The following is a 23415-nucleotide window of genomic DNA, read 5'->3' as shown; positions in this document are numbered from 1 at the left end:
ATTATTTTCGATGAAAAGGTTCCATCCGTCATCGTATTGAAATAGCAGTTTTGCAGGTCTGGGGATGTACATAGAGCAGAGTATAAAAGACGAGAAGGGAATTGCCTAGAAATAGAGCGCCTTTGCCGCGATGCTCACGCCAAAGGCGTGCTTATGTTCTCAATTAGTGAGGCTAAGCAGCGTGGGCTGGTTGGTGAAACACTAAGTGGTTATCTGGCAGCCGTGGTAAAAGATAATGCTGAAGTGAACTCATTGGTCAAGAGTATTAATCAGGCTCGTGAACAAAAGTACGCTGAAATTGCGCAAAGTAACCAACTTAAGACGGAGCAAGTGGCAAAAATCGCTGGCGAAAAATTAATCGATGGGGCAAAAAAGGGTGAATATGTATTAGGTATAAATGGCCGCTGGACACAAAAATAAGTTACTATAGCGCCCTATTATTTGGGCAAAGATGAGTAAGTGTTAGTTATGTCGTGTTTTGATGGTCAACTCAGCAAAAAAGCCCCTTCAGTAAGGTCTTATTAAAAGTGAAATCTGATTTAACAGCACTATATGCTGATATTGATCAGCTATTATTGCGTGATCAATTGTTATTAAGAAAGCGCTTAGCCGGGATAAAGAAGATAAAAAATGAAAAATCCCGCCAATCGATTATTGAATTAGTTAAAACGGATATTGTCACTGGGCAAAAAAAAATTGCCAATCGGCAAAGGGCTCGTCCAACAATTATTTATCCAGATAATCTACCTGTTATTGAGAAAAAACAGGCAATTTATCAGGCGATTCGTGATCATCAAGTCGTCATTATTGCTGGTGAAACGGGGTCGGGCAAAACAACTCAGCTCCCAAAAATTTGTCTAGAACTAGGCCGAGGAGTAAAAGGCTTAATTGGCCATACCCAACCGCGCAGATTAGCTGCTCGCTCAGTGGCTAACAGGATTGCTGAAGAGCTTAATGTCCCATTAGGTAGTGCTGTTGGTTATAAAGTTCGTTTTAATGATCAGATAGGCGATAATACGTTCATTAAATTAATGACAGATGGAATTTTATTAGCAGAATTACATAATGATAAATTATTACTGCAATATGACACGATAATTATCGATGAGGCGCATGAACGTAGCTTAAATATTGATTTTATTTTGGGTTATTTGCGTCAATTGTTACCTAAACGCCCTGATTTAAAAGTTATTATCACATCCGCGACCATCGATCCCGAGCGTTTTTCCCAACATTTTGCTCGCGCGCCGATCGTTGAGGTATCAGGAAGAACTTATCCAGTAGAAGTTAGATATCGGCCAATTATTGGCGAGAGCAACGATAGTAGTCGCGATCAAATTGATGGCATAATTGATGCGGTTGATGAATTAAGTCAACAAGCTATCGGCGATATTTTGATTTTTATGAGTGGTGAGCGTGAGATCCGAGATACGGCCGAAGCACTTAATAAACTGAATTTAAAGCATACAGAAATATTACCGCTTTTTGCTCGTTTATCTAACAATGAACAAAACCGTATTTTTCAATCTCATTCAGGCAGAAGGATCGTATTAGCGACTAACGTAGCAGAAACTTCATTAACCGTTCCTGGTATTAAATATGTGATTGATACCGGTTATGTGCGTATTAGCCGTTATAGTTATCGTACAAAAGTACAGCGTTTGCCGATCGAACCGATTTCACAAGCTTCTGCTGAACAACGTAAAGGACGATGTGGCCGTGTTTCTGCTGGGATCTGTATCCGCTTGTACTCGGAAGAAGATTTTTTAGCACGACCAATGTATACCGATCCTGAAATTTTACGTACTAATCTTGCTTCGGTTATTTTACAGATGATGGCTGTCGGATTAGGTGATATCAATCAATTTCCTTTTATTGAAATGCCTGATAAGCGCAATATTCAAGATGGTATTCGCTTACTCGAGGAACTAAACGCCATTGCCAATAAAAGCGTTAATGGCGATTATCAACTGACTCAAATTGGCCGTCAACTGGCACAACTGCCGCTCGATCCGCGGTTAGGTCGTATGATTTTAGAGGCGAGAAAACATGGCTGTGTACGTGAGATAATGGTGATCAGTTCTGCACTTTCTATCCAGGATCCTCGCGAAAGGCCATTAGATAAACAACAAATTGCCGATGAGAAGCATCATCGTTTTATCGATAAAGGTTCGGATTTTCTAGCGTACCTAAATTTATGGGATTTTGTTAAACAGCAACAAACTATTTTATCCAATGCGCAATTTCGTAAGCAATGTAAACAAGAGCTGCTTAATTTTATGCGCTTAAGGGAGTGGCAGGACATTTATAGCCAGTTGCGCCAGGTTGTTAAAGAATTAGGTATCGCTATCAACAGCGAACCCGCTGATTATCAAGCTATTCATATTTCGCTACTTGCTGGTCTGCTTTCTCACATCGGTCAAAAAGGGACGGATAAAGCTGACTTTTTGGGCGTTCGCAATGCACGATTTATGATTTTTCCCGCTTCCGGTTTATTTAAAAAACCACCTAAATGGGTCATGGTGGCAGAATTAGTTGAAACCAATAAACTTTGGGCTCGTATTGCGGCGATAATCGAACCTGACTGGGTAGAACCACTGGCCGGGCATTTAGTGAAATATCATTATAGCGAGCCACATTGGTCAAAAAAGCAAGGTGCTGTTATGGCGTCGGAAAGTGTCACTCTATTGGGTTTACCTATCGTGGCGGGCCGACAAGTTAATTATAGTAAGATTGACCCATTATTATGCCGTGAGTTTTTTATTCGCCATGCACTCGTTGAGGGGGACTGGCGAACCCGCCACACTTTTTACCAACAAAACTTAACATTATTAGCTGAGGTGGAAGAGCTAGAGCATAAATCTCGCCGCCGCGATATCGTGGTTGACGATGATGCGCTCTTTGATTTTTATGAACAACGAATTGGCAGTCAGGTTGTCTCATCTCGTCATTTTGATCGCTGGTGGAGACAGGTTAGTAAAGTACAGCCTGACTTACTGACATTCAATAAAGATATGCTAATGAGGGAAACGACTAATAACGTTACCCTAGCAGAATATCCCAATTATTGGCAACAAGAAGCACTTAAATTGCCGTTAACCTATCAGTTTGAACCTGGCAGTGCGGCAGACGGTGTAACCGTTCATATTCCATTATCGCTACTTAATCAAGTGAAAGAGGAGGGTTTTGACTGGCAAATACCGGGATTACGCGAAGAACTAATTATAGCGTTGATTAAATCATTACCTAAATCGTTACGGCGTAACTTTGTGCCGGCGCCAAATTATGCACAAGCATTTTTACAACGGCTACCTACTCCACAGGGCAAATTGTTAGATTGCCTAACGAGAGAGTTGCGACTTATGACGGGGGTTAGTATTGACGCTGATGCCTGGCCGTGGGATCAATTGCCTTCTCATCTGAAAATGACCTATCGCATTGTCGATGAAAATAACCAGACTATTGCCGAAAGCCGTGATTTAACAGCATTAAAAATACAATTAAAACAACAAGTTCAACAAACATTATCTGCGGTTATTAATAATAGCATAGAGCAAAGTGGATTAGATATATGGAGTTTCGGTGATCTACCTCAGCTTTATGAGCAAAAACGTGGGAGTTATCTAGTTAAAGCTTATCCGGCGCTGGTAGATGAAAAAAATAGTGTTGCAATCCGCATGTTTGAAACCCAATTAGAGCAACAACAGGCTATGCGTAAAGGGTTAAGGCGACTACTATTGCTCAATATTCCTTCACCAATAAAATACCTACATGAAAAATTGCCAAATAAATCTAAACTGGGACTCTATTTCAATCCTTTTGGTAAAGTTCTTGAACTAATAGATGATTGTATCAGCTGCGGGGTCGATAAATTAATTGCTCAATTTGGTGGTCTAGTATGGACAGCAGAAGACTATCAGCGCTTGCAAATTTATGTTCGTGCTGAGCTTAATGATGTCGTAGTTGAGATTGCCAAACAGGTTGAAATAATTTTAACTCGCGCATTTGCAATTAATAAGCGTTTAAGGGGGCGGGTAGATATTCATTTGGCACTGCCGTTTTCTGATATTAAAACCCAACTTAGCGGATTAATATTTAAAGGTTTTGTTACCTCTCATGGCTGGCAAAAACTGGCTGATATTATTCGTTATCTCAATGCGATAGAGCGTCGTTTGGAGAAGTTAGTTATTGATCCTAACCGTGATCGGGCGCATATGGTACGTATTGAGCATATTAAACAGCAATGGCAGAATTGGCTAGCTAGGTTGCCAATCGTACAAAGACAACTACCTGAAGTACAAGCAATATACTGGATGATAGAAGAGTTACGGGTAAGCCTATTTGCTCAACAGTTGGGCACACTATATCCTATTTCCGATAAACGTATTTTACAAGCCATGACACAAATTTCATTACCGTCAGAGTAAGACTAAAAAAGCGGTGTTACCACCGCCATTTTAATGATATTTAATATGATAAGTGACAAGGGCATTCGCTTGCCCTGGTGTTACTTGTTCTGCCACTTGAATATATTGCGCGTAAAAAAATAGTTGAATACTTTCAGTGCCAGGCACTTTTTTTAATATAAACCAGTCGTTGAATTTGATAGGGTTATTTTTATACAAAATCTGTAAACCGATACCCTGTGCAGCATTATATTTATTTAAGGCTAAAATTCTATCATCGCTTGATGGTAATGTATCTCCATCCATTTTCATTTCTACCGTTGAGGGATGACTACAATTTAATTCTAGATAAAATCCTTTTTTGCCTGCTGTACTATATATGCCATTAAAAACAGTGGTTTTTAGACGACCTAAATTGATCTCTAATGCGTTATTATTGATAAAACAGCTTAATTTAGGAACAATAATTTGTGTATTTGTTAAGTTGAAATTTACTATAGGTAAATCACCAATCGTTGCTTCAGTTAATTGTTGTTGAGAAATATTACCTGTTTCTATCTGCTCAGCTGTTTTTATCAATTGTAATTCGATTTGATAGAATGTTTCTCCGCAAAATACTTTATTGGTAGACTGGTTATAACAGGGTGCAACATAAGGTTGTATGTTGCCCGCATGATAAATAATTTTTAATCCGATTCCCTTTAAATTTGTTGGGTAAATATCATCTGATGACGGCAATATTGCGTATTGATGACTATTTCTCCATTGGTGTTTGATTTGCTCTGATTGGCAAATGATAAAACCTTCATAATTGCCTCTTGTAAGTGATCCATAAGCTTTCTTAATAATACTGCCTACAGGTAAGGTGGGCGAGACCTCAATTTCATTTGGCAAGGGAATAAAAACCTGTATTGGTTGTGAACCTGGCATGTAGTTACAGTTGGAAGCATGAGCGGTTAAAGAAAATAAGCCAAGCAGTAAAAAAAACAGACTTATTGTTTTAGCTAAAAGGCTTGTCATTTTCACTCCTTTTATTGACAGACGGCAGTAATTTTGTGAACTTTAGCTAGTATCGCGTCATGAGGTAGTGCATATGTGCAGCAATAATTGTTATGGTTGTTTCCGGCTGTGATGAGGAATTCACCTTGAACAGGCACCCCAGTTAAATAAAGTTGCTGTTGATCATCAACGATCCCAGAGGTGGTAATTGTGGTTTTATCGGTTAAAGTTGCCATTGCGCCACGAGTGGGAGTTACTGTTTGTATATTAGATTCAATATCAACACCATCAGGCAGGGTTTCAGTTGCCAACGCAATTTGGTTTGTTCGATAACTACTAATATTGGGAATGATGGCAATACCTTGATAGTCAGTTTTTATACCCGAATGATTTTCTAGTTTTACCCCAACCGCATTTTTCGCGATCACTAATGCTGCTGTTTCACCTATAGGTTGTGCTAAGGTTAATCCATAAGGATGAGCAACCAGGCTGCCTTGTAGACCATAATTTAATTGGTTTTGATAGGGGTCGTGATTGTAGCCTAAATTAAAGGTTGTATATTGATTTCGATATTGGCTATAAAGTGCCCCACTGATAGCGTTAGTATGATTTTTATAGTGTCGTTCATAGTTTTGCTGCAGCGTTAAAAATAAACTTTCGTCAGCAAATGGAGAGTGGTGAATATTAATTTGCTGAATAAGGCGTTGATCAAAGCTATTTTGTATACCATAGCTTCCCCAGGTTCGTTTTAACCATCGCTTAAAGGGAATTTGTAAGTTGATAGACAGAATTTGATCCGCTGATTGTTCGCGCCTAGATTTTGTATAGCTATAGTTAATCGTATAATCTAAATCCCAGATCCTCGAACTATAATTAACCGCGTAGCTTTCCTCTGTATCATCATAATTCCAATAGTTTTTCTGATAAGCGGATAAGTAGATAGCGCCCCAGCTAGCTAAATGTTGCCTAATATTAAGTTGCAACTGACTTTTCTTAGCGTAGTAAAAGTGCGGAAAAGGGCTATTTTTAAGTTTATTAGCCTGACTAAATGTTAAGAAATCTTTTTGGCTATATCGGTAGCCTGCTAATGTTAATTGGGTATTGGTGGTAGAAAAATATTTGCCATATTGAAAACGATAGGCGTAACCGCCGTCATAGGATTTTTTTACTTCTTTTGCCTTTGCATAGATAGCATCGAAAGTAACCGCACCCAATTCACCTACATTACCCCCAAATCCTAACGCATTCGAATAATAATTGTTGGCAATAATTATTCCACCATAATGCGTTAGGTAATTTGTTAAACCATATTGATAATCAAACTGAATAAATTTGGCTTTATAGGCACTGATAGTTGAAGGGGAATATTGACCAAGATTAAGCGCATAACGGAAACGACCGACCCGTAACATATTGGGTAAAGTCGTGTATGGTTGATAAATTATTCGTTGTTTACCATTACTTTCATCAATAATTATCTTAAGTCTATCATTAGAATAAGATGGAAGCAGATCGTTAATCACAAAACGACCCGGCGGCACATAGGTTTGATAGATGGGAATATTATTTTGTAATACAGTGACAGTTGCGTAGGTTTCGGCAATAGCCTGGATTATTGGAGCGTAGCCTTTGGCATTGTCGGGTAGCATGCTATCGTCACTTTGTAATTGTAAGCCTTTAAATTGAAAACGCTCAAACAGTATTGAAGAAGTATAATTTTCACCTAAACTTAATTGGCTATGGATTGCATGAATATCACGCGAAAGTGTGGTGCGATAGTTTTGCCAGTGATAGTGGGAAGAATAGCTACCATAATGGCGTAATCGCCAGGCTTGCCAGTTAGCGCCTATCAGTAAACCCATAAAATGATTTTGCTTATCAGAACTATTTTTTATCCAAGTATTGGCACCTTGATAACGATAATTAACAAAAAACGCCGGCACCCCTGATTGCCATGCTAATATTTGTTGATTTTTTCTTAACGCTATTTGTGGAAAAGTGAGATATAAACTTTGCTGATTAAAATCAAATTCAGCGCTAATAGCTAATTTATTTTGTTGCCAGAAATCAATTATCGTATCGGCAGCTAATTGATTAATAATTTTTTGCTTAATAAAATTCTCATCAATTCCCCAATTATTTAATAGATTGCTATTGACGATAGGATAAAGCTTGCCTTGTTCATCATTGATAAAAGTAATATCCTGGGTGGCCACGTTTTTGTTGTTAATAAAAATATCTACTCTATATACGCCCGCTAACTGATTATTATCTGTTAGAAAATAAGCAAGGTTAATGGATGATTTTTTATCATGTTCAATTGCTTCCACATCAAAATAGTAATCATCATTCTTAGCGTATAAATTAGAGGAAATATTAAATAATAAACTAAAATATATGGGAGAGGTATAATATCTGATTTTATTTTTTTTGTTCATTGTTATTATCATTTAATAGGCTAATTGTTTCTACAATGGCACCGTAATCATTAATAAATGACCAGTCTATTTTGTTATTTGTACTTGGCTTAATTTGCCATTTCTTCTGACTATATGGTGGTAACATACCATGGGATTCTATTTTAAATTTTCCTATTTTTATCGAATTAAAATTAATATAAAAAGCTGTTGGATTATGAACAACAAGTTGTTTATTTAGTTGTTTGAATTCTATTTTTTTATATATTTCAGTTGATTCGTTAATTATTTCTTTGGGCCGATAAAAAAGTTTAAGCCTTGATTTTAATATAATGTTTAAGCGGTTCTCATCACTTTTTTTCAATGCCGGAATTGATTTTATATTTAACCAATAAACAGTCTCTCTATCATTTGGTAATTGATTTGTTGAATTAATGATTCTTATTTTATTTTCTTTTTTTGGCAATAATTTGAATAAGGGTGGCGTTATAATAAAATCATCAACTTTATTACCATCTTTGTCTTCAATCCATGATTGAATTAAAAATAAATTCTCTTTGTCTAAATTGTTTATCGCAATCGAAACCTCACGTTTATCTGAAGGATAAATAACGCGGGTGCCTCCGATAATCACATTAGCAAGTGATGACGAAGAAAATATAACTATAATTAATGATAATAAAAGATATTGCATTTTCTTATCTCGGCAAGATAGGAACAATAACAAATTTTCTATTGTTCCTGCTATTAGCTAGTTAATAAGTTATGGTAAAGTTAACCGTTGAAGTCACTTTTCCTGCTTCAACTTCATTTCCTGTAGCGACGTATTTTGCGATAAGTGCTAAATTGCGGGTACTATTGTTATTATCTACATCTACCGCTATTTTTTCATTCATTTTAATGGGGTTATTATCATTATCATAAATGCCAATTGCGATACCTTTTGCATAATCATTACCAGTTTGATTAGCTATTAATCCATCCTCTGTAAGACCATTTTTAGCATCATGGAAAACAACGCTGATATTATCTGTCGGTTGGCATTGCGATAATGCAATATTGAAAGATTTGCCAATTGATGTATCATTTTTCTTCTGAAAATTGTTTATTGATAATGTGTCTAAGATAACGGTTTGATTTTTCGTATTTGCGGTGACTTGGCAGGTAGAACCAATAAGTTGTCCATTTAAAATGATCGAGCCACTACTGCCATAAGCAGAAAATTGAGACAAAAAAGTCACTGACAATGATAATGCCATTAATAACTTACGCATATTATTACTAATCCTTAATTTAATAAAAACATAATTTAATCAAATGATTTATATTATAAAATTATAAAACCAGCTAATTTTATAAAAAATTAACATACTATTTTCAGCCAGGAGAATATTAATACTTTTTTTTAAAAAAACAATAGGTATTTTTTAATAGATAACAAATTTTATTTAATGATTAATGTTATTTTTTATAAACAAATATAATTAGTGCAAATGAAATGACAAATAAGGGAGCGTTAAATTTTTATTATAAATAAATTTTTGCATATTAATTTAATTATAAATATTATTTGTTTGTTGAATTAATGAATTTATTCATATTAGACTAAATCAAATAATAAAAATATTTAGATGGTAAAGTAATCCTATTTCTATCTAATGATTTTATTTAATTAGAAAATAAATAGTGCAGAAAAATAGAAAATTTTTTCCTATTTAATTATAGACTAATGTAAAATGAGCATTAGCTTCTACTCTTCCAGGTAAAACAATATTTTCTGTCGCTACATATTTTGCAATAAATTTTAGGCTAGCTAGCTTATCAGTAATAGAATAAACATTGATTTTATTATTTATTGGGATATGGCGTTCACTATCATTATTATAGATACCAATTGCAACGCCTGTCGCATAACCATTACCTTCTTTAATAGCTAACAACTCATTATTTATTTCATCTTTAACACCATCAAATATGACAAAAACCTCTTGACTATTATGCGGGCAATTGTTGATTTCAATATTAAAAGCGGTTGGTGAGGCAGTGTCATGTGCTTTTTTAAAACTATTGGTTGCCACCGTACCTAATGATACTGTCTGATCTTTAGTAAGTGCTTTAAATGTACAAGATGACTGAATAATTTCACCGGTAAATTTAATATTTCCATCCTAGGCATGAACAGAAAATTGAAACAAAGAAAACATTAACAATAAGCTTGCCATCAATAAGTTATACATAAGTTTTACCTTTATTTTTGGAATTGAACAACGAATATTATTACTATTTTAAATTGTAAGAATACTGCTATTTTTATTTAAGATAAGAGGTATTTTTAACAAAAAAATAACAATTATCTTTTCTTTAATATAAGTGAAATAAAGTAATATAAGGTATTGAAAATAATATTAAATGCATAGAATTAAAAACTAATTTCCTTACTATAAAATAATTATCCTGTCATATTGAATGATAGTTATTTTATAAAATATGAAAGATAGCAATTAATCTGTGGTTCAGTTGGAAATCTGACAATATTTCACGTCAAGACTATTTTTGTACAGAACGATGTCGACAGCGCGTAATGGACAGTATTTTACTAATCCCAGTTAAGAAGTTATTACGTCAGATATAATTTTTCTTAGATTAATACGTTCCCAGCCAGTTTATTAACTGAATGCATATTCATACCATAAATCAGCTTCAATCCTTAATCAGAAAGCTACTCTGGGTACTATGACCTTGTGAGAAGTATTGTTTTTGTCAGCAAGAATCTTGGTCCATGTCACGAGTTTTTGCATAATGCTGGGTTTACGACCTACAAATCGTTTAGGCTTTACTGTCCTACTCTGTTATTTGCTAGTGTTATTTTCTGTACGAAAGCATGTACAAAACCGGTCGGTTTCGTTCAGTGTAAAGATCGTAACTAAGAAAAACTATATTTGAGGGAAGTATTTATGCCACGATGAAAAATATTGATCAGAAAATTTACTAATCATAACGAATTTTTAACGTTTTGGGCGTCATGCGCTAGACATAAGAAAAACGGTTCAGCAACTTGTGACTTTAGATTTAGAAATTTGCGTGTATTTTCTGGCTATTAGAAGCGTAGTTCTTACCAGACTAGAGGAGAAAATGAGCTGCAGTCACTGAATTTGAACGCGATCTGCTGCATGAATGCAGACATTCTGGATTCGTGAGGGTATAAGTAATATGAAAACGTTTTAAATCATCGTCCAGTTTTTAATCCAGAATAGCAGCAAGCGTTATAGAGCGTATTAATTCGGCCACAAGCATTAGCGCAATAGTCAGAGAATTTAACACTACACCATAAACCATTCTCAGAGTGAAAGTCATAAATTAAAACAATTGTGAGCTCCTCCTACAAATTACGTTTAATTTATTTTTTCGAGGATATGATTGGTTTAAAAAGAAGTTCAGATATATTATCAATTGAGTTTGAGATATTAATCTGATTAGTATCACATCTCTTATCTATAGTGGTTAAAAATCGTTTTTCCATTTGAGAGAAAATAATTTTGGTAATTTTTATTCCAGCCTGATCAAGCATCAAAAATGTTTTTCGTTTATCTTGATTATCTTTAAATTTGTAAACCCATCCATTTTTGATAAATTTTCTAATTTCACGACTTACATTAGGTAATGACATATTTTGGCAATAGCTAATTTGACTTAATGTAATTGGTTGTTCAAGAGCAATTTGTTGCAAAATATTAAACTGAACCCTCGTCATACCGTCCAGCTCAAGATCACGTGTAAGTACATCTATAACCTCATAAAAAGAGGTGGTAAAAAGCATAAACTGTTTGTAAAGATGATGCATGGGTACTCCTTAAAATAGCCTATACATTAACATAAAAAAAGATAAGCGTCTTTTTGATGTAGCATGGCTATAAGGGCAATAAGTGTCAAATAATAGTTATCATTTGACAACTATTTTTCGTGGTGTTACTTTGTGTCCTGGGAAATATAACCCTCTGTTATGTTCACATATGAATTATGAGGATCTCTTTAATGAAAGGTTTTGTAATTGATTTTAATAAGAAAGGCGTGGAGAAATTTATGATTGGAGAAGTACCAGATCCAGTCGTAAAAGCAGGAGAAGTTCTGATTAAGGTTATGGCTGTGCCTTTAAGTGCATGGGAATTGGATTTTATTAGGAATAATGATCAGCTAAGCCTAAAGGAGTACATTAAAGGATGCAATATCTATCTTGGTCTGGAGTTCTCAGGAGTGGTTTTAACGGACGGTAAGAAATTTAAAAAGGGTGATCGTGTAGCCGGCAGTATAGACTTTACAAAAGATGAAAAAGCAATGGCAGAATTAGTTGCGGCAAATGAGGATTATTTATCAATTTTGCCAGAATCTATTAAGTTCACAAATGGAGCGTCATTGCCGATCGGAAGTGAAACTGCTTATAAAGGACTGGTTGAGCTAGCTAAAATTAAAAACGGTGATAATGTCTTGATTATAGGAGCAAATGGAGGAGTCGGTTCTTATGCGGTTCAGATAGCAAAAAATGCGGGAGCAAAAGTCACTGCTATTGGGGGGCCATCTGCTGTCCCATTTTTAAAAGAGTTGGGTGCAGATAAAATTTATTCTTACAGAGAAAAAAGTGTATTTGAACTTAATGATTCCTTTGACATTATATTTGACTTAGCGAAAGTACTTAAGTTTGAACAGGCAATTCATTTGCTTAATAATAATGGTGTATTTGTTAATAGTAATCCGCAATTAGATATTGACTCAGAAGCTCAAGCTAAAGTATCAGATAAACACGTTCCATACTTATTTGTTGCTCACGGTTCATCGACAATACTAAACCAAATTATTGATAAAGTAACCACTGGTGAAATTAAGCCGGCAGTTGAGAGTGTGTTTAGTGTGGAAGACTACAAAACAGCACTAAAGACACTTCAGGAAAATGAACGCTTCGGTAAGATTGTCATGGATCTTAGTTCTTTTTAAACTACTCATACATTTAGATGCTAAGAAATGTAAACATAAAAATGTTAGATGTTTGAAGACTACATATCTGATAATTGCTATTAAAGAATAGAGGCCAAAAGAGTTTCTGGTTTTTTGTTCTGACAAGTATTGATCGATATAGGCAACTGATCCAACTCTGTATGAAAACAGTTTTTCCGTTTTCCAAATGAATTCCATCTATTCCAAATCATAAGGCAAACTGCATTTTAGTTACAACATGCTTTTATTGGTAAAACTAAAACCTATCTTAATAAGCAACGAGATAGATTTTTTCTAAGTAGAAAATTTGTTATTTAAATGGCAATAATCAACATAATTACAACTAGGTGATTATGTTGATTATCATTAAATTTCTTTGATTAAATATGAAGTAAATACCAAAATGCAGGAATAGAAGAGAAAATAATTATTACTATTGCACTTTTTTCTAAGCGGCTAAGTGATTTTTTATTATTATTTTGCTTTTGAGCATAGAGAAAGATAAATAAACCAGGCATGTAAAGAATAACAGATAAAAGCAGGTTGATGGTTCCTGAAGCATAAAGAAGCCATAAACCATATAAACTGGTTACTGTACCGATAATCAGTAATCCTTTGTTATTGCGCTCAAAAGAGATTTTGATTAGGAAAGCACCCACTAGAAAATAAGGCACTAAAATCATTTCAGAGGCTATGGTTAATAACATATTGTAGTTGCTACCACTCAACCAAATTAATATTAATGATAATTGTACAGCGCCGTTTGTAAGCCAAAGAGATGAAGAGGGGGCGTTATTTTTATTTTGATATTTAAATATTTTAGGAAATGAGCCATGTAGTGAAGCAATATAAGGAATTTCTGTCGCCATAATTGTCCAGCTCAAATAAGCACCGCAAACAGAAAGAATTAAACCAGCTGCAATGATAATCTCGCCATAATTTCCCATCATATTGATCATAAGTGATGCCATCGAGGGATTTTTCATTTCAGCAAGTTCAGCTCTAGGAACTATGCCTAAGGAGAGCAAGGTAACTAATATATAAATACTTAAGGCAGAAATTACAGCAAGTAACGTTGCCAAACCAACATCTTTACGTCTTTGAGCACGCGCTGAAACAACCACAGCCCCTTCAATACCAATAAATACCCATAGCGTAATTAACATAGTATTTTTGACTTGTTGCCAAATGGGTTTGCCTATTTCAACGCCACTAAAATCAAATTGAAAGATATCTATCTTAAACGCAAAAATCGCTAGAATGATAAACAGGCTAAGAGGAATCAATTTAGCGAAAGTTGCTAATTTATTGATACCGGCGGCAGTCTGTGTACCTCTTAATACTAACCAGTGAATGATCCAAAGTAAGATAGATTCACCAATCAAAGATTGCCAAGTATTCCCATCACCAAAAATAATATTATCTGAGTGATCAGTAAAAAAACTCAGGGCGGCAAAGACGATGACCAAATAGGAAACATTAGCGATAACAGCACATAGCCAATAGCCCCAGGCGGAACAGAAACCAACAAGTTCGCCAAAACCCTCTTTAGCGTAAGTGTAAATTCCTCCATCTAGATCAGGTCTAATGCGAGAAAGTAACAGCAAAGATATGGCAAGAAATAAAATGCCAATACCTGTGATACTCCAACCTATCATAAGTGCTAAGGGGCTAGCGACTTCAGCCATATTTTGCGGCAGACTAAAAACACCCGCTCCAACCATTGAGCTTAAAACTAATGCGGTTAAAGCGGTCAGATTTAATTTTTTATTTTTCAAAGAAAATATCCTAAAATCTATTTGCCATAATTTGGTTTATGCCGTTAATAACAATTTGTTTCGATAGTAAAAAACCAAACTGGCTTGAATTAGATAGAAAGAGAAAATTTAGCAGAATTTTACGGTTATGGAACATGATATGCAATCGTTAAATATGCACAAAAAAGAAAAAAATATTCGCTTTATTTTTGTTGAAAAATTGTTATTTATTATCTTATCTATTACACAAAAGAAAAACGGAAAATTTTGTCCGTTAAAATACTTATTTATTTAACTATAAGATAACATTCAAATTTTGTTACTTATAAAGATCTGCACTAATTGTAACACTACCACCATTAGCTTGCCATTCACGTGTAATATGAAAATATTTTGCGCCTTTTTTCTCTGCACGTTTAGCAATTTGATATCTTATTTCAGGAGTAGAAGTATAGAAACCTGAGAAAGTAATTGAATCGAAAGGGACCATCTGCGCAGCTGCTGCTTTATTAACTTCTTCAATTTGATATCCACTAGGTAGTGTTACGTTGGTTTTACCCGAACCTGACATTGACGTTTCAAAAAAGTGGCCTACGCTTTCCTTCGGTGCCGAAGATGAAGCCACCCCAGGTATGATCACTTTTTTGGCTGCTTCGCCTCCTTTAGCTAATAAGGCTTTACCCGTTTCTGTATCTGCGGGTACTACAGCGTTATCATTTTGCACTATCCGTTGTGGCGCATTTGCGGCATAAATATAAGCAGTAGCAAGTGTGTTACCGCCATCATTTAAAGCAACATTACGGACGACATAAAAATAAGCAGCACCTTTTTTCTTAGCTTTTTTAGCGAGCGCCTCATTAAGTGCGGCTTCAGAGCTATACAAACCACTGACAGTCACAGTATCAAATGGCAATAATCTTACTGCTTCTGTTTTAGGTAATTCTTTGATGCCAGCAAAGATACGATAGGGGAGTTGGGTTACTTTTGTCGCATCTTTGCGATACAAATCGGCAACTACCCGTAAATTACCACTATCACCTACATCATCTAGGCTTTGAATATAGTAAGAATAGGCGCCTTCTTTATCTGCTCGGCGAGAAACTGCATCGGATGCTTCATAAATGGCATTAAAGCGGCCTGTGACAGCGATCCTTTGGTAAGGCTTTAATTCTTGAGCTTGTTCCGGTGTTAATTCTACAGCGGCTTGCACACTTATTATACTGCTTAGTGAAAGTACCGCAGTTGTGATGGCCGTTATTTTAAGCTTCATACAAAATCCTTCCGCATTACACAATTTACTATCAAAGTGCTGAATTAATAGTCGTATCATACAGATAATAATTATTACATGTAATAACAGCAATTGTCCCATTGTTTTCTTGTGAAACTATTAATTTAGTTGAATACTCACTACTTTTGCTAATTATTTTTATAAATTAATATCAAGTCGTAGGCTATTTGACTAATATCATTTTTTGCCAAAAAAATTTAATTTAATGTCGTGGAAATCCGATAAATTATGGCTCATGATTACTATTTTCAGTAGGTTTCAACAATGTTTTTCACTCAATATAACAGATATATATAATATAATTAGTTATGTAAGCTGGGAAGAAACATCAAGCAACTTTGAACTAGAAGGGATCATTATGCGTATTGGTGTACCGAAAGAAAGAATTACCAATGAAGCACGTATTGCAGCAACACCATTAACAGTAAAGCAGCTAATTAAATTAGGTTTTTCTGTCGTTGTTGAACGAGAAGCAGGCCATCTTGCTAGTTTCGAAGATGCTGCTTTTAAGCAAGCTGGCGCTGAAATTGTCGAGCAACAATCTGTGTGGGATGCGGATATTATTTTTAAAGTTAATGCGCCGCTAGAAACAGAAATCGCTCTTATCAAAGAGGGGGCAATATTAGTTAGCTTTATTTGGCCGGCCCAACAGCCAGATTTAATGCAAAAATTAGCAGCCCGTAAAATTACCGTATTAGCAATGGATGCGGTGCCACGCATTTCCTGGGCTCAGTCACTTGATGCACTAAGTTCTATGGCTAATGTTGCCGGTTATCGCGCAGTGGTAGAAGCAGCCTATCAATTTGGGCGTTTTTTTACGGGTCAAATTACAGCAGCTGGTAAAGTGCCGCCAGCTAAAATAATGGTTATTGGCGCAGGTGTTGCCGGTTTAGCCGCAATAGGTGCAGCAGGTAGTCTTGGGGCTATTGTGCGAGCATTTGATACCAGACCAGAAGTAAAAGAACAAGTACAAAGCATGGGGGCTGAGTATCTTGAATTGGATTTTAAACAGGATTCAGCAAGCAGCGATGGTTATGCTAAAGAGATGTCCGAGGCTTTTATTCAAGCTGAAATGGCTTTATTCGCTAAACAAGCAAAAGACGTGGATATTATTATTACCACCGCATTGATACCAGGAAAACCTGCGCCAAAATTGATTACCAAAGAGATGGTTGACTCGATGAAGCCTGGTAGTGTAATTGTTGATTTAGCCGCGCAGTCGGGCGGAAATTGCGAATTAACCGAAGCAGATAAACTGATCGTTACTGATCATGAAGTTAAAATTATTGGCTATACCGATTTACCAAGTCGTTTACCGACACAATCTTCACAACTATACGCAACTAATATCGTTAATTTAATCAAACTGCTTTGTAAAGAAAAAAATGGTCAACTAGCCATTGATTTTGATGATATTGTTGTGCGTGCAGTCACTGTTATTAGAGAAGGAGAAATTACCTGGCCGTCTCCACCGATTCACGTATCTCAACAACCGCAAACAAAAAATCAACTGATAAAATATGAAGAAAAACCGGCAGCGAGAAAAATCTCTCCCTGGCTAAAATATATTTCTTTAATGTTGGCAATTATACTTTTTAGCGGTTTTGCGCGTGTAGCACCTAAAGATTTTCTTTCTCATTTTACCGTATTTGCGCTGGCATGTGTTGTTGGCTACTACGTTGTATGGAATGTCAGCCATTCACTTCATACGCCACTTATGTCAGTAACTAATGCGATTTCCGGTATTATTGTGGTAGGTGCATTATTGCAAATTGGTAGCGGTGGTTGGGTTACTTTCTTCTCATTTATTGCAGTACTAATTGCTAGTATCAATATTTTTGGTGGATTTACAGTCACGCAACGTATGCTGAAAATGTTCCGTAAAGGATAAGGAGTTTAAATTATGTCTAGTGGAATGGTGACAGCAGCATATATTGTGGCGGCTATCTTATTTATTTTCAGCCTGGCTGGTTTGTCTCGTCTCGAAAGTTCTAAGCGCGGTAATATATTGGGTATTACCGGTATGGCAATCGCTTTAATTGCAACTATCTTAGGTCCCGATGCACATAATATTGGCTGGATTATTATTGCAATGGTTATTGGTGGCGTTATTGGGGTGCGTTTAGCAAATAAAGTTGCCATGACTGAGATGCCAGAACTGGTTGCTATTTTGCATAGTTTTGTCGGTTTGGCGGCTGTTTTAGTCGGTTTTAATAGCTTTATTGCTCATGAAGTATTTTCAGATAATATAATGGAAAATATTCATCTGACAGAAATTTTCCTGGGTATTTTTATTGGGGCAGTAACATTTACTGGCTCAATTGTTGCTTATGGTAAATTATGCGGCAAAATAGCATCTAAACCCTTAATGCTTCCTAATCGCCATAAACTTAATTTATTGGCGTTATTAATTTCATTTATTTTGCTAGTTATTTTTGTCAAAACGACAGCTATTGGCTTGCAAGTATTTGTCTTATTAATGATGACCATCATTGCTTTAGCATTTGGCTGGCATTTAGTCTCCTCAATTGGTGGTGCAGATATGCCAGTTGTGGTATCAATGCTGAACTCTTATTCAGGATGGGCCGCTGCTGCTGCGGGTTTTATGTTGAGTAATGACTTGCTAATTGTTACTGGGGCGCTAGTGGGTTCTTCAGGTGCGATTTTATCTTACATTATGTGTAAAGCCATGAATCGTTCGTTTATTAGTGTCATTGCTGGCGGGTTTGGCACTGATGGCATATTAGTGGATGATGAGCATAGCCAAGGAAATTATCGTGAGACCACAGCGGATGAGGTGGCTGAATTATTAAAAAATTCCCATTCGGTAATTATTACTCCTGGTTATGGAATGGCGGTGGCGCAGGCTCAATATCCCATCCACGATATTACCCTAAAATTACGTGAAAAAGGGATTAATGTTCGTTTTGCGATCCATCCTGTTGCGGGACGTTTGCCTGGTCATATGAATGTATTATTAGCTGAAGCAAAAGTACCTTACGATATCGTTTTAGAGCTTGATGAAATAAATGAGGATTTTGCTAGTACAGACACGGTATTAGTGATTGGGGCAAATGATACTGTTAATCCAGCAGCACAAGATGATCCTAAGAGTCCAATAGCGGGTATGCCTGTCCTGGAAGTTTGGAAAGCGAAAAATGTGATTGTATTTAAACGCTCAATGAACACGGGTTATGCCGGCGTTCAGAATCCGTTATTTTTTAAAGAAAATACCCAAATGTTATTCGGTGATGCAAAAGTAAGCGTAGAAGCTATTTTGCGTGCTTTATAAGATTTTTAATAATCTGATGGCTCTATTTGATAGGGCCATTTGCTGGATTTATTGGACAAACAAAACCATCAGGTTTAATGGCTAATAAATCACATTTTAACTTATCAATGATCTGTTCAGCGGTATTGCCTAAAAACGCCGCTGAAATACCTGTTCTGCCTAAAATACCCAGTACAACAATACCTGCATGTAATTCGTCACAGATTTCAGGGATTATTTTCTCAACGGGTCCTTCAACAACATGAGTATCTTTTTCATCTATGGTAAATTTTTGTCTTAATTTTTTCATCGCAATAAGATGCTGACCACGCAAGGCCTGATTGTAGATATTTGGATTAAAGTCCGGTAATTCAATAGCAATATTTATCGGGGCAACAGGGTAGGCACTCACGAGATGTATATGTGGACTTTTAACAATCCTATGACTGATATTTTTTGTTTCCTTAATTAATTTAATATTAAGTTTCTCATGATAGGATTCTTCGTTAGATAAATTAACCGCAACAACAATAGCTCCATCGTTAGGCCATTCTTTGTCTTTTACCATCCAGACTGGACAAGGACATTTACGTAGTAAATGCCAATCAAGGGGGGTAAATATCATGGCATCAAAACGATCATTTTGATGAGCCATTTTCAATAATAAATCATGTTTATCGGCAACAACTTCTTGAATAATTGCTTCATAAGGTTTGTTATGCCAGATCACTTTGATTTCAATATCAATCCCCGCTTCTAAGTAGTAGTGTGCTTGTTGTTTTATCCATACTTTTCGCTGACTGATAACCCCTTTGCGCATTGCATTGCGTTCTTCAGGGGATAATAAGGTTGTCATGTCATAAGAGAGATCATAGATCGGCAAGAAAGCCTTAATGCGTCCACCATTGCGTTGTACTATATATACAGCACGTCGGAGTGCAGGTTGGTCATCCTGATTTGGATCGATAGCAACTAACAGATTCCGGTAATTAGCCATAATGGTTCCTCTTAGAGGCTGAACAACATTTATATCACTAAAGATAAACCAATATGGGTTAGGATAATAGATAGTAGCTTAGCCAAATCACAAAAAAATAATAAGTTAATGTGATCTGGCCTACATTTATGAATGTTGTTTAAGCTGAGGTTTTACCCGCAATTTCGGTCAGCTTATACATATCATTAATTGTAATATATTTACCTTTGACACTGAGAGTATAATTTTTTTGGAAGCGACCCAATAAACGACTAATTGTTTCAACGGTTAAACCGAGATAATTACCAATATCACCTCGAGTCATCGTTAGGCGAAATTCTTTTGCTGAGAAACCACGTTGAGCAAAACGGCGTGATAGATTATAAATAAAAGCAGCTAATCTTTCTTCCGCATTTTTTTTCGAAAGCAGTAATATCATTTCTTGATCATCCTTAATTTCACCACTCATTAATCTCATTATTTGTTGCCGCAAATTAGGCATTTTACCTGAAAGATCGTCGAGTTTTTCAAAAGGAATTTCACAAACCATTGAAGTTTTAAGAGCTTGAGCAAAACTTGGATGTTGATTATGGATAATAGCATCAAAACCTACAAGATCACCGGCTAAATGGAAACCGGTAATTTGTTCATCACCTTCCTCGGTAATAGTATAACTTTTTATAGTACCTGCTCGGATGGCATAAAGTGATTTTAATTCATCACCCGCTTTAAATAGGGTTTGCCCTTTTTGGATTGGTTTTTTACGTTCAATAATATTATCGAGTTGATCCAGTTCATGTTCATTCAATGTGAATGGAATACAAAGCTGGCTAATACTACAGTCCTGGCAATGGATAGCGCAGCCACCAGACTGGATTCGGCGAACAACGCGTTTTTCTGGGATCATATTACTTGACTCATTATGATAAGAAATATTGATTTTAGTCAATTTTAACACATATTCTACGCTTGAGTAAAAGAATTAATAATTAGTTGTATTTTTATTTAACTAATATTATCAATATAAACAGTTCACTTGACAGTCATTTATTTTACTTAAGCTAATTGTTATAACTTATAGAAAAGTAAAAATAAAATCAAATTTTGTCTAATAATATATTAATTTTTAATTAGTTTTGAAAATGTGGTTATTTATAATTTTAAACTTTATTTATTTGTTTTTAGTAAAGTTTATTTTCCAATAATATTACTTAATAACGTTTTTTATTATAAAACATATTTATTCTGAAAGCCTTTATTAATCAATATATAATTTAGAAACGACGTTTTTTTAAAATTTTACCAACTAATAACTTATAGAAATAGTTTTATTGGTGTTTTATTATTTTTTTATAGAAAACAGTTTAGAGGCGTTGAATAGTGAAAGGTTGGCAGTTAGGCATTGCTATTATCATCATATTGCAGACTAATAACTATTATGCTGGAACGCTATTTTTTTCTTATCCGCAAGCAATATCATGTCCATTCTTAGTGCAGCAACGCTGGGCTGATAATTTTTATCCACAACTTAGTAACGAAAATGACGTTTTTAGTCAAAAAACGAAGTTTAGACCCATTTTACAGACAAACAAAAAAACGCCAATAAAATCTATGTCAATGAAGTGTTATATAAATTATCTTATTGATATTAAAAATCAATATAAATTGCCAGCCAATTTAACGATAAGTAATATATGTAACTCAGTTAGTGACGCTGTCACTAAAGCCTGTTTAAAACAACAAAAAAATAATGTAAATGATAAGTTGAAGGTCAATTTTATTACAAAAAATAGTACAAAGAAATTTTATTTTAATAATTTAAATCAGTTTGTTAGTAGTAGACAATTAAATAGAATGAAAAATTTTGATGCTATGGAAATTGAGTTTAAAATAAATCATAAAGTTAGTCTTGGAACGAGATTTCTTAACGAAATAGATGGTATTAATTATAAATTAACTAAATTTGACGTCATTGCTCAGTGGCATTTCTGATCAAACTTTCTATTAGTCAAAATATAATATTAAATATTAGTTAAATTATTAGAGGAAAAATTTACGGCTATCAAGTACAATAATCAGTTGATTGGCTCAGCAACGGAGTTATTATTGAATGCCGCACCATCATATAGATGCTTTACCAAAAACGATGCTTGCCATCGAAATTGTGGGGCCAGGAGGTCCGGAAAAACTTAAACCCAGCCAATTACCACTAATAAAACCACCAAAATCTCATTTGCTTGTTAAGGTTGCCGCTGCGGGTGTCAATCGTCCAGATGTTTTTCAGCGTATGGGAGTTTATCCACCTCCAGCAGATGCATCTCCAATACCAGGATTAGAAATTTCTGGTCAAGTGGTTAGTGTCGGAGAAGGTTGTCAGCGTTGGAAAAACGGCGATAAAGTTTGTGCTTTAGTTGCCGGAGGAGGATATGCTGAATATTGTTTGGTGCATGAAGCTATCGCTTTACCTATTGGTGATCTCAGTTATATCGAAGCCGCGGCACTGCCAGAAAACTTTTTTACTGTTTGGGCTAATGTTTTTCAAATTGGTCAACTTAAAAAAAATGAAACTGTTCTTATCCATGGTGGTACCTCTGGTATTGGTAGTATCGCTATTATGTTAGCAAAAATTTTTGGTGCTAAAGTATTTACTACTGTTGGTTCAGTGGAAAAAATGAAGGTGGCTTCTTCTTTAGGTGCTGATAAAGTGATTAACTATATGACAGAAGATTTTGCTGAAAAAATAGCTGAATATACCCAAAATAAAGGCGTCAATATGGTTGTTGATCTGATTGGTGGCGATTATGTGAATAAAAATTATCAAATTGCCGCTAAATATGGCCGTATCATTCAAGTTGGTATGATGCGTGGGGCACCTCAGCAGGTAAATTTGATGCCATTAATGGTTAAGCAATTAATTCATACCGGTTCAACAATGCGAGCAAGGACGTTAGTGGAAAAAATAGCCATTGCTAAAGAGTTAGAAAATAAGGTTTGGCCACTTATTTATTCAGGTAAAATTAAACCCATTATTGCTAAAACGTATCCCTTAGAAGAACATAAGCACGCCTTTGGCGTGAGCATCGCGGCAAAGGCGCTCTATTTCTAGGCAATTCCCTTCTCGTCTTTTATACTCTGCTCTATGTACATCCCCAGACCTGCAAAACTGCTATTTCAATACGATGACGGATGGAACCTTTTCATCGAAAATAATCACGTAGATGAATGGCAACTACTCTCTGTCGAAAAGATGCTCGCCTGCAGCACCTGCGCTATGGGCGTTCGCCGTTATTGCTGTTCTTCACCTGAATGCTC

At 35.5% G+C, this 23415-nt stretch carries 17 protein-coding genes and 1 pseudogene; 8 read left to right on the top strand and 10 right to left on the bottom strand.

Annotated features, from left to right (window positions below; translation table 11 throughout):
• Positions 1 to 153: 153 nt before the first annotated feature.
• On the top strand, positions 154 to 420 hold the full coding sequence (locus tag G468_RS0111250) for a YdbL family probable chaperone protein (protein WP_051297053.1): 267 nt from the start codon (positions 154 to 156) through the stop codon (positions 418 to 420).
• 107 nt (positions 421 to 527) lie between these two features.
• Positions 528 to 4427 carry an ATP-dependent RNA helicase HrpA gene (hrpA, locus tag G468_RS0111245; RefSeq protein WP_026823214.1) on the top strand — a complete coding sequence of 1300 codons (3900 nt, stop codon included), beginning with the start codon at positions 528 to 530 and terminating at the stop codon, positions 4425 to 4427.
• A 30-nt stretch (positions 4428 to 4457) separates the two neighbouring features.
• On the opposite strand, the gene G468_RS0111240 is transcribed toward hrpA, so the two are convergent.
• From G468_RS0111240 to G468_RS0111215, 6 genes are all read right to left on the bottom strand, one after another.
• Positions 4458 to 5426 (bottom strand): fimbrial protein, encoded by a 969-nt coding sequence (locus G468_RS0111240; RefSeq protein ID WP_026823213.1) that lies wholly within the window; start codon positions 5424 to 5426, stop codon positions 4458 to 4460.
• 11 nt (positions 5427 to 5437) lie between these two features.
• Positions 5438 to 7843 carry a fimbria/pilus outer membrane usher protein gene (locus G468_RS20590; protein ID WP_051297052.1) on the bottom strand — a complete coding sequence of 802 codons (2406 nt, stop codon included), beginning with the start codon at positions 7841 to 7843 and terminating at the stop codon, positions 5438 to 5440.
• Positions 7827 to 8516, bottom strand: a complete 690-nt coding sequence (locus G468_RS20585) for a fimbrial biogenesis chaperone (RefSeq protein ID WP_034249799.1) — start codon at positions 8514 to 8516, stop codon at positions 7827 to 7829. Before G468_RS20585 ends, G468_RS20590 begins: the two co-directional genes overlap by 17 nt.
• A gap of 61 nt (positions 8517 to 8577) precedes the next feature.
• Positions 8578 to 9096, bottom strand: coding sequence for a fimbrial protein (locus tag G468_RS0111225; protein WP_026823212.1), 519 nt, complete (start codon positions 9094 to 9096; stop codon positions 8578 to 8580).
• A 441-nt stretch (positions 9097 to 9537) separates the two neighbouring features.
• Positions 9538 to 9981, bottom strand: a complete 444-nt coding sequence (locus tag G468_RS20580; protein ID WP_081700668.1) for a fimbrial protein — start codon at positions 9979 to 9981, stop codon at positions 9538 to 9540.
• A 1238-nt stretch (positions 9982 to 11219) separates the two neighbouring features.
• Positions 11220 to 11663, bottom strand: a complete 444-nt coding sequence (locus tag G468_RS0111215; protein ID WP_026823211.1) for a MarR family transcriptional regulator — start codon at positions 11661 to 11663, stop codon at positions 11220 to 11222.
• Positions 11664 to 11854: 191 nt separating this feature from the next.
• On the opposite strand from G468_RS0111215, the gene G468_RS0111210 reads away from it, so the two are divergent.
• Entirely contained in the window at positions 11855 to 12808 is a 954-nt protein-coding gene (locus G468_RS0111210) for an NADP-dependent oxidoreductase (protein WP_026823210.1), read from the top strand.
• 380 nt (positions 12809 to 13188) lie between these two features.
• Here G468_RS0111210 and G468_RS0111205 read toward each other — a convergent pair whose 3' ends face one another.
• Both G468_RS0111205 and ydgH read right to left on the bottom strand, forming a co-directional pair.
• Positions 13189 to 14532 (bottom strand): basic amino acid/polyamine antiporter, encoded by a 1344-nt coding sequence (locus G468_RS0111205; RefSeq protein ID WP_051297054.1) that lies wholly within the window; start codon positions 14530 to 14532, stop codon positions 13189 to 13191.
• A 352-nt stretch (positions 14533 to 14884) separates the two neighbouring features.
• On the bottom strand, positions 14885 to 15835 hold the full coding sequence (gene ydgH, locus G468_RS0111195) for a DUF1471 family protein YdgH (protein ID WP_026823208.1): 951 nt from the start codon (positions 15833 to 15835) through the stop codon (positions 14885 to 14887).
• A gap of 379 nt (positions 15836 to 16214) precedes the next feature.
• Here ydgH and pntA point away from each other — a divergent pair, with 379 nt between their 5' ends.
• Positions 16215 to 17747, top strand: a complete 1533-nt coding sequence (gene pntA / locus G468_RS0111190) for a Re/Si-specific NAD(P)(+) transhydrogenase subunit alpha (RefSeq protein ID WP_026823207.1) — start codon at positions 16215 to 16217, stop codon at positions 17745 to 17747.
• 12 nt (positions 17748 to 17759) lie between these two features.
• Positions 17760 to 19148: a Re/Si-specific NAD(P)(+) transhydrogenase subunit beta gene (gene pntB / locus G468_RS0111185; protein WP_026823206.1), complete on the top strand. Its 1389-nt coding sequence runs from the start codon at positions 17760 to 17762 to the stop codon at positions 19146 to 19148.
• A 22-nt stretch (positions 19149 to 19170) separates the two neighbouring features.
• Here pntB and uspE read toward each other — a convergent pair whose 3' ends face one another.
• Both uspE and G468_RS0111175 read right to left on the bottom strand, forming a co-directional pair.
• Positions 19171 to 20124 carry a universal stress protein UspE gene (uspE, locus tag G468_RS0111180; protein ID WP_026823205.1) on the bottom strand — a complete coding sequence of 318 codons (954 nt, stop codon included), beginning with the start codon at positions 20122 to 20124 and terminating at the stop codon, positions 19171 to 19173.
• A 139-nt stretch (positions 20125 to 20263) separates the two neighbouring features.
• Positions 20264 to 21010, bottom strand: coding sequence for an FNR family transcription factor (locus G468_RS0111175; protein WP_026823204.1), 747 nt, complete (start codon positions 21008 to 21010; stop codon positions 20264 to 20266).
• Positions 21011 to 21483: 473 nt separating this feature from the next.
• On the opposite strand from G468_RS0111175, the gene G468_RS0111170 reads away from it, so the two are divergent.
• The 3 genes and pseudogenes from G468_RS0111170 to G468_RS25350 all read left to right on the top strand — a co-directional run.
• Entirely contained in the window at positions 21484 to 22095 is a 612-nt protein-coding gene (locus G468_RS0111170) for a hypothetical protein (RefSeq protein WP_026823203.1), read from the top strand.
• Between the two features lie 118 nt (positions 22096 to 22213).
• Positions 22214 to 23209, top strand: a complete 996-nt coding sequence (locus G468_RS20575) for an NAD(P)H-quinone oxidoreductase (RefSeq protein ID WP_051297050.1) — start codon at positions 22214 to 22216, stop codon at positions 23207 to 23209.
• A 33-nt stretch (positions 23210 to 23242) separates the two neighbouring features.
• Positions 23243 to 23415: pseudogene (locus G468_RS25350) on the top strand (transposase zinc-binding domain-containing protein); the annotation flags it as partial.

Source organism: Arsenophonus nasoniae DSM 15247 (genome assembly GCF_000429565.1).
GTDB lineage: Bacteria > Pseudomonadota > Gammaproteobacteria > Enterobacterales > Enterobacteriaceae > Arsenophonus > Arsenophonus nasoniae.
Note: the sequence above shows the minus strand (reverse complement) of the source record. Positions and strands in the feature narration are given on the sequence as shown.

Excerpts from the sequence above, each read along its gene's own strand:
- pntB (WP_026823206.1), top strand. The coding sequence starts at position 17,760 with ATGTCTAGTGGAATGGTGACAGCAGCATATATTGTGGCGGCTATCTTA.
- ydgH (WP_026823208.1), bottom strand. The coding sequence starts at position 15,835 with ATGAAGCTTAAAATAACGGCCATCACAACTGCGGTACTTTCACTAAGC.
- G468_RS0111175 (WP_026823204.1), bottom strand. The coding sequence starts at position 21,010 with ATGATCCCAGAAAAACGCGTTGTTCGCCGAATCCAGTCTGGTGGCTGC.
- G468_RS0111250 (WP_051297053.1), top strand. The coding sequence starts at position 154 with ATGTTCTCAATTAGTGAGGCTAAGCAGCGTGGGCTGGTTGGTGAAACA.
- G468_RS20590 (WP_051297052.1), bottom strand. The coding sequence starts at position 7,843 with ATGAACAAAAAAAATAAAATCAGATATTATACCTCTCCCATATATTTT.
- pntA (WP_026823207.1), top strand. The coding sequence starts at position 16,215 with ATGCGTATTGGTGTACCGAAAGAAAGAATTACCAATGAAGCACGTATT.
- G468_RS20575 (WP_051297050.1), top strand. The coding sequence starts at position 22,214 with ATGCCGCACCATCATATAGATGCTTTACCAAAAACGATGCTTGCCATC.
- G468_RS20585 (WP_034249799.1), bottom strand. The coding sequence starts at position 8,516 with ATGCAATATCTTTTATTATCATTAATTATAGTTATATTTTCTTCGTCA.
- uspE (WP_026823205.1), bottom strand. The coding sequence starts at position 20,124 with ATGGCTAATTACCGGAATCTGTTAGTTGCTATCGATCCAAATCAGGAT.
- G468_RS0111225 (WP_026823212.1), bottom strand. The coding sequence starts at position 9,096 with ATGCGTAAGTTATTAATGGCATTATCATTGTCAGTGACTTTTTTGTCT.
- G468_RS0111210 (WP_026823210.1), top strand. The coding sequence starts at position 11,855 with ATGAAAGGTTTTGTAATTGATTTTAATAAGAAAGGCGTGGAGAAATTT.
- G468_RS0111205 (WP_051297054.1), bottom strand. The coding sequence starts at position 14,532 with ATGGTTGGAGCGGGTGTTTTTAGTCTGCCGCAAAATATGGCTGAAGTC.
- G468_RS0111240 (WP_026823213.1), bottom strand. The coding sequence starts at position 5,426 with ATGACAAGCCTTTTAGCTAAAACAATAAGTCTGTTTTTTTTACTGCTT.
- G468_RS0111215 (WP_026823211.1), bottom strand. The coding sequence starts at position 11,663 with ATGCATCATCTTTACAAACAGTTTATGCTTTTTACCACCTCTTTTTAT.